The organism is Candidatus Phyllobacterium onerii (assembly GCF_028331445.1).
Taxonomy (GTDB): Bacteria; Pseudomonadota; Alphaproteobacteria; order Rhizobiales; family Rhizobiaceae; genus Phyllobacterium; species Phyllobacterium onerii.
In genome coordinates, this window is record NZ_JAQMHX010000001.1 from 1163916 (window position 1) to 1171271 (window position 7356).

A 7356-nucleotide genomic window follows, 5' to 3' on the forward strand; every position below is an offset into this window, starting at 1 on the left:
CCGAGCAGAGGCGTTAGGGACCGCTGTAAATCCAGAGATCGACGATGCAATTCAACATCCAGCCATTTGCCAACATCGTCGGTGACGATGACGATATGCCATTCATATGCACGCCTTCGGGAGTGACGCGGTTACATGACAACTCGATGATCGACGCGCTGGATCGTTTGAGGGCGTTGGGCTCTTCGGCCGGGCAATCCGCTATTGACCAAATTTTTTCGGATCAGAGTATCGATCCGGAAGCTGGCCGGAATTTTCTCGAAAGAATCAACATACTGAAACGCTATCGCGAAGATGTGAGGGTTGCGGTCTATTCACGAGACCCTGCCATCGCAACACTGATTGCGGCCCAGATCGAGCGAAACGACGCTATCTATGCCGCTGTCGTTGACGACCTCGGTGATATCTCGGGGTCTACAATACTTATCTGCGTCCAGGCAAAATATGATCAGGGACTATCGCGCTTCGTTGTAGATCTTTGTCATCGGAAACCCGATGTGTTCCTGCTGCATGCCTATTTTGTACTAAGGCACTTTGTCATTGACGGGTTTTACTCGGCCCGAATGGCGCTGCCGGATCATTTCAGCTCGCTCTACAATCTTGCAGGGCTCGATCGATCATCCAAATTCAAGCCTTCCAGTTGGGCGGATATATTCTTCGCTCAAGCCAGCGCGATCAGTGCGACTGCAATCCCCACATTATCGAGGTCGGCGCTAGAGGAGAGCGCTGCACTGCATTTGCTTTATACGCGCTTCCGGCAGCTGATCGCATCCGAGATGCTTCCTGTCTTTTCAGACGATCTGGGTACTATCACCGAAATGAATCTCGACAGCGGATCGATTCAACGCCATCGCGCCAATCACTCGAACTTCAGTTCGTCCATGCGTGAACATGACTTTGCGCTGCCGGATACGACTGGGAGAGTTGACTGATGAAAATTCACGAAACGGCATCAATAAATCAGATTGGTTTTGCCAGCCAGTTCGTTGACAAGGATGTGGAGTACCAGGTCAGGGAATTTCATCAGAGTTGTATAACGCCTGTCGGATCGGGATTTGAAAGTTTATTCGGTTTTCCCGCGCTGACCCCAGCGCACCTGAAGCGCGCCGAATTTGTCGAGACAAGATTTTCACATCTCACACAAACGATCGATCTTCCGCGGGAAGAGGCCGTTGAAAGCGTCGGGCGTTTCGAATCGCTGCGACATGGCGATGCTGAAATTGACATTGAGTTTTCTTTGATCAGCCGTATTTTTGCTCAAGCGCTGGCGGCCGATCAGCAGAGGCGGCGTCCGTATCCTTCCGGCGGAGCGCTCTATACAATAGAAGCGGTTCTAATCACTGGCCCGCGGGTCCGGGGTGGACAGAGCTTGTCAGCCCTCCATTTTCTTCCCGTATCAAACGCATTCGAGGTGTTGAATGCCCATGTCTCAGTTACCGGCTTTTCCAGTCTGACAGACATACCAAATCCGTCCTTCTGTGTTCTCTATTGCGTCAACTTGAAAAAATCGATCTTCAAGTACCGTTCGCGCGGCTACAGGCTTTCACTTCTCGAAGCGGGCTCGATGTATCAGAACATGTTGGCTTGTGCGCAGACATTCGGAGTTTCATCTCGCGTCCTGTCGGGCTTTTCCGAGCGTCAGATTGCACAGATCTGTCATCTGGACGGTCGGTTACTCTTGCCTGCCATTGTTCAGGTATTCGGAATTGAAAAGAAACAGAATGGCAATCCAGCATAGATTTCGCCCTGTCATTACGCCGGTGCCAAACTTTGTCGTTGAGGCTTCGAGTTCTCCGCTCATTTCCGAACCTTCAGTTTTTGGAACAAGTGACGATAGCCGCATACAAGGCCACGGGTTTGGTTATGGACCTGACATACATCTCAAGGCGTTCGGGGAGTATATGGAGCGTTTTGTTGCATTCCGGAATATCGCATCGAACGGTGGTGCAACCATTGATGAACTGAATATATCCCGGGAAACCAAGTATGCATTGAAAGCAGCAATGATCGAGGCTTGCGGTGCTGGCCAACTCGGCACATCGCTTGCCGCACACAGGTTCGACACGGTGGCGGTCCTGGACATGAGAACCGGCCAAAATGTTCGGTTACCCCGGATATTGTTTACGCTTCATGCAACGACTGATCAGCAGTTTGTCCCGACGCGCGATACGTCGGGATCGGCGCTTCATTCGAACAAAGCGATGGCTTTGCAAAATGCCTTACTTGAATTTGTAGAACGGCAAAGTCTGGCGGCAATGTGGGCGTCGGGGCGGTGTCAGGTCCTGTCTGTACTGGAGCCCGGCGACATTGCAGATCAGAGGATCAAGGTATTGTTGCAGCGATTGACCACGCGAGGGACACTGAACTGCTACAACATTTCGTTTCTCAAGGGCGCGCATGTTTTGTTTGTGGTCTACAGGGCGCGATCCGAATCCGACTTCGTGCAATTTGCATGCGGTGCCTGTGCTGCATTGACCTGGCAGTCAGCGCTTGCAAAGGCGCTCACCGAGGTCTGGCAGACCAGCATCCTTCTTCCCCAGATGGAATTCTTTGACACGACCGAGTATGGCGGAACCGAACTCAAGGAAGCTTTTCAGAAAGCCAACCGGCGGGACTTCGAACTGGATGTGGAGGTAGCGCCTCTGTCGCGTGTCAACGATGACGACGGGTCACTTGATGAATTGAAGAAGTCATTGTTCGACATAACGCCAAGCCTGTTCGCCTTTTCACAAAGCCGCTATGTTGGTCTTAACAAACTGACATTCTGTAAGATCTTTTCGCCCGACTTCTTCATTCACATGAATCCTGGCCTGGGCAATAACAATCAGAATCGCTGGTTGGCAAAAATTGCGGAGGGCAGACCCCTACGTCTGACTGCCATGCCATTCAGTTAGTCAGTCTGGATTCTAAGAGTAAGAAGCCGAACGACTCGGTAAATGCGTCCGGTCACCCGAATCGGGATGAATCTCTGTGAAGAAAACGAAATATTGCTTGAATTAATCCTCGTCCGGCGAAACTATCTTACATTCAGGCCCGCAAGAGCCTGCAAACGCTGCAAACCTTAATAATATTGTGGCTTCAGGCTTGACGAAAGCCCGGGGACACAGTATCAGCAGCCCATCTGAGCCGATGTGAGATTGGCCGTTTCGGAGCGACACGCTCTGGAGTTCATCTCAAACAGGGTTCGTTTTACGATCGAAATGCAATTTGCCGCTCGCATGAGGCCTTTAGGGCTTCCTCTGCTTTTATTCGGGCAACCACCCTTGCGGTGGTTTAGTTGCCCGAATTCGTGCATGAGCATGGCGCTGAAACGGCCCTGACGGGCGAAGATACGAGATTTGTGCCGAAGCCTAGCGCTTTGATACGCATTACAAAGAGGGAAGGTTGAATGCCTACCGTAAACCAGTTGATCCGCAAGCCGCGCACTGCGCCGGTCAAGCGCAATAAAGTCCCTGCTCTGCAGGAAAACCCGCAGAAGCGCGGCGTTTGCACTCGCGTCTACACGACGACCCCGAAGAAGCCGAACTCGGCTCTGCGTAAGGTCGCCAAGGTGCGTCTGACGAACGGATTTGAAGTCATCGGATATATTCCGGGTGAGGGGCATAACCTTCAGGAGCACTCCGTCGTGATGATCCGCGGCGGCCGTGTAAAGGATTTGCCGGGTGTTCGTTACCACATCATCCGTGGTGTTCTGGATACCCAGGGCGTCAAGAACCGCAAGCAGCGCCGTTCCAAGTACGGTGCGAAGCGTCCGAAGTAAGATTTTCCGGGACTTTGGCCACCAGGTAGGTCAACCCGATGCAGATAAGAGACAAAGAATATGTCCAGACGCCATAGTGCAGAAAAGCGTGAGATCAATCCGGATCCTAAGTTCGGCGATCTCGTTCTGACCAAGTTCATGAATGCAGTCATGCATCATGGCAAGAAGTCGATTGCTGAGCGTATCGTTTACGGTGCGCTTGAGTCAGTTGAGAGCAAGAGCAAGCAGGAGCCGGTTGCCCTGTTCCATCAGGCTCTCGACAATGTAGCGCCGCACGTTGAAGTTCGTTCGCGCCGCGTTGGTGGTGCAACGTATCAGGTTCCGGTCGACGTTCGTCCGGAGCGCCGTCAGGCTCTTGCCATCCGCTGGCTGATCAATGCAGCTCGTGGCCGCAATGAGACGACGATGATCGATCGCCTGTCCGGTGAACTTCTCGATGCTGCAAACAACCGCGGCTCGGCTGTGAAGAAGCGTGAAGACACGCATCGCATGGCAGAAGCCAACCGCGCATTCTCGCATTACCGCTGGTAATTGCGAAAACATTAGTCCTAGAGGCACCATATCATGGCTCGCGAATATAAAATCGAAGACTACCGGAATTTCGGTATCATGGCGCACATCGACGCCGGCAAGACCACGACCACCGAGCGTATTCTTTATTACACCGGCAAGTCGCACAAGATCGGTGAAGTCCACGATGGCGCCGCAACCATGGACTGGATGGAGCAGGAGCAGGAGCGTGGCATCACGATCACGTCCGCTGCCACCACGACCTTCTGGAAGGGCCGTGACGGCAAGATGCGCCGTTTCAACATCATCGATACGCCTGGCCACGTCGACTTCACCATTGAAGTAGAGCGTTCGCTGCGCGTTCTCGATGGCGCGATTGCGCTTCTCGACGCCAATGCCGGTGTTGAGCCGCAGACGGAAACCGTCTGGCGTCAGGCCGAGAAGTATCATGTTCCGCGCATGATCTTCGTCAACAAGATGGACAAGACCGGCGCCGATTTCTATCGCTGCGTTGAGATGGTCAAGACCCGTCTTGGTGCCAAGGCTCTCGTCATGCAGCTGCCGATTGGCGCCGAGACAGAATTCAAGGGTGTTGTCGATCTGATCGAGATGAAGGCACTTGTCTGGCGCGACGAACAGCTCGGCGCGCAGTGGGACGTCGTTGAAATCCCTGCCGACCTCAAGGACCAGGCTGAAGAGTATCGCGAAAAGCTGATCGAGACTGCCGTCGAGGTCGACGAAGCTGCGACCGAGGCTTACCTCGAAGGCAACATGCCGGACAATGACGCTCTGCGCGCTCTCATCCGCATCGGCACATGCCGCGTTGACTTCCATCCGGTGTTCTGCGGATCGGCATTCAAGAACAAGGGCGTACAGCCTTTGCTTGACGGTGTTGTTGAATATCTGCCTTCGCCGGTAGACGTTCCCGCCATCAAGGGTATCGATCCGAAGACCGATGCGGAAACGACCCGCAAGTCGTCCGACGACGAGCCGCTTTCCATGCTCGCCTTCAAGATCATGAACGATCCGTTCGTTGGTTCGCTGACTTTCTGCCGCATCTATTCCGGCAAGCTGACCAAGGGCATTTCGCTCGACAATACGGTCAAGGAAAAGCGCGAACGTATCGGCCGCATGCTGCAGATGCATTCCAACTCGCGTGAAGACATCGAAGAAGCCTTTGCCGGCGACATCGTTGCTCTCGCAGGCCTCAAGGAAACCACAACGGGTGATACGCTCTGCGATCCGTTGAAGCCGGTTATCCTCGAGCGCATGGTATTCCCCGAGCCGGTTATCTCGATCTCGGTCGAGCCAAAAACCAAGGCCGATCAGGAAAAGATGGGCCTCGCGCTCAATCGTCTTGCTGCTGAAGATCCTTCGTTCCGCGTCCGCACCGACGAAGAATCCGGCCAGACCATCATCTCTGGCATGGGCGAACTTCATCTCGACATTCTCGTTGACCGTATGCGTCGCGAGTTCAAGGTCGAGGCAAATACAGGTAGCCCCCAGGTTGCCTACCGTGAATCGATCACCCGCAAGGCCGAGATTGATTACACCCACAAGAAGCAGTCCGGTGGTTCGGGTCAGTTCGCCCGTATCAAGGTTATCTTCGAGCCGCATGACGGCGACGATTTCATCTTCGAATCGAAGATCGTCGGCGGTGCCATTCCGAAGGAATACATCCCGGGTGTTGAAAAGGGTATCCAGAGCGTCATGGGTGCGGGTCCGCTCGCAGGCTTCCCGATGCTGGGCGTGAAAGCCACGCTGATCGACGGTGCATATCATGATGTGGACTCGTCGGTTCTCGCCTTCGAAATCGCAGCTCGCGCTGCGTTCCGCGAAGGTGCGCAGAAGGCTGGTGCCCAGCTGCTCGAGCCGATCATGAAGGTCGAAGTCGTTACGCCTGAAGATTACGTCGGTGACGTGATTGGCGATCTGAACTCACGTCGTGGTCAGATCCTCGGTACGGAACCGCGTGGCATTGCGACCGTCATCAATGCACAGGTGCCGCTGGCCAACATGTTCGGTTACGTGAGCAACCTGCGTTCGATGAGCCAGGGCCGTGCACAGTACACCATGCAGTTCGATCACTATGAACCTGTACCGGCAGCAGTCGCGCAGGAAATTCAGAAGAAGTTTGCGTAACCATAAGGTTGCGCGTGACAGTTGAAGTAAAGCCTGAGCAGGCGAACAGTTAACGGAGAGCTCAGATGGCTAAGAGCAAGTTTGAACGTAACAAGCCGCACGTCAACATTGGCACGATTGGTCACGTTGACCATGGCAAGACGTCGTTGACGGCAGCGATTACGAAGTATTTCGGTGAGTACAAGCCGTACGACCAGATTGACGCAGCGCCGGAAGAAAAGGCGCGCGGCATCACCATTTCGACGGCACACGTCGAATATGAGACGCCAGCCCGTCACTATGCGCACGTCGATTGCCCCGGCCACGCCGACTATGTGAAGAACATGATCACCGGCGCGGCACAGATGGATGGCGCGATCCTGGTTGTTTCGGCTGCCGACGGCCCGATGCCACAGACCCGCGAGCACATCCTGCTTGCCCGTCAGGTTGGCGTTCCGGCGATCGTCGTGTTCCTGAACAAGGTCGACCAGGTTGACGATGCCGAGCTGCTCGAACTCGTTGAGCTCGAAGTACGCGAGCTTCTGTCGAAGTACGATTTCCCCGGCGACGACATTCCGATCGTCAAGGGTTCGGCTTTGGCAGCGCTTGAAGACTCCAACAAGGAAATCGGCGAAGACGCCGTTCGTGCCTTGATGGCGGAAGTCGACAAGTACATTCCGACGCCAGAGCGTCCGATCAACCTGCCGTTCCTGATGCCGATCGAAGACGTTTTCTCGATCTCGGGCCGTGGTACGGTTGTGACGGGCCGCGTTGAACGCGGTATCGTCAAGGTTGGTGAAGAAGTCGAGATCATCGGCATCAAGCCGACGACGAAGACGACGGTGACCGGCGTTGAGATGTTCCGCAAGCTGCTCGACCAGGGCCAGGCCGGCGACAACATCGGTGCACTGATCCGCGGCGTTGGCCGTGAAGACGTCGAGCGCGGCCAGATCCTTGCCAAGCCA

General features: G+C 54.5%; 7 protein-coding genes. All 7 read left to right on the forward strand.

The features are described 5' to 3' along the window. Window positions 1–44: 44 nt before the first annotated feature. The gene (locus PHA01_RS05565; RefSeq protein WP_271893873.1) at window positions 45–932 is read left to right on the forward strand and encodes an McbB family protein; all 888 of its coding nucleotides are present in this window, start codon (window positions 45–47) and stop codon (window positions 930–932) included. Next, window positions 932–1738 carry a nitroreductase family protein gene (locus PHA01_RS05570; RefSeq protein ID WP_271893875.1) on the forward strand — a complete coding sequence of 269 codons (807 nt, stop codon included), beginning with the start codon at window positions 932–934 and terminating at the stop codon, window positions 1736–1738. Before PHA01_RS05565 ends, PHA01_RS05570 begins: the two co-directional genes overlap by 1 nt. Beyond that, window positions 1722–2894, forward strand: a complete 1173-nt coding sequence (locus PHA01_RS05575; protein WP_271893876.1) for a YcaO-like family protein — start codon at window positions 1722–1724, stop codon at window positions 2892–2894. The genes PHA01_RS05570 and PHA01_RS05575 overlap by 17 nt, the downstream gene beginning before the upstream one ends. A gap of 494 nt (window positions 2895–3388) precedes the next feature. After that, the gene (gene rpsL, locus PHA01_RS05580; RefSeq protein WP_008121760.1) at window positions 3389–3760 is read left to right on the forward strand and encodes a 30S ribosomal protein S12; all 372 of its coding nucleotides are present in this window, start codon (window positions 3389–3391) and stop codon (window positions 3758–3760) included. A gap of 60 nt (window positions 3761–3820) precedes the next feature. Beyond that, window positions 3821–4291 (forward strand): 30S ribosomal protein S7, encoded by a 471-nt coding sequence (gene rpsG / locus PHA01_RS05585; RefSeq protein WP_099999168.1) that lies wholly within the window; start codon window positions 3821–3823, stop codon window positions 4289–4291. A gap of 33 nt (window positions 4292–4324) precedes the next feature. Further along, window positions 4325–6412, forward strand: a complete 2088-nt coding sequence (gene fusA, locus PHA01_RS05590) for an elongation factor G (RefSeq protein ID WP_114429381.1) — start codon at window positions 4325–4327, stop codon at window positions 6410–6412. Window positions 6413–6477: 65 nt separating this feature from the next. Next, window positions 6478–7356: elongation factor Tu (tuf, locus tag PHA01_RS05595; protein WP_271893879.1), on the forward strand; the 879-nt coding region annotated here is incomplete at its 3' end.

Bases quoted from the DNA above. Each gene is read 5' to 3' on its own strand.
- PHA01_RS05565 (WP_271893873.1), top strand. From the start codon at position 45: ATGCAATTCAACATCCAGCCATTTGCCAACATCGTCGGTGACGATGAC.
- PHA01_RS05570 (WP_271893875.1), top strand. From the start codon at position 932: ATGAAAATTCACGAAACGGCATCAATAAATCAGATTGGTTTTGCCAGC.
- PHA01_RS05575 (WP_271893876.1), top strand. From the start codon at position 1,722: ATGGCAATCCAGCATAGATTTCGCCCTGTCATTACGCCGGTGCCAAAC.
- rpsL (WP_008121760.1), top strand. From the start codon at position 3,389: ATGCCTACCGTAAACCAGTTGATCCGCAAGCCGCGCACTGCGCCGGTC.
- rpsG (WP_099999168.1), top strand. From the start codon at position 3,821: ATGTCCAGACGCCATAGTGCAGAAAAGCGTGAGATCAATCCGGATCCT.
- fusA (WP_114429381.1), top strand. From the start codon at position 4,325: ATGGCTCGCGAATATAAAATCGAAGACTACCGGAATTTCGGTATCATG.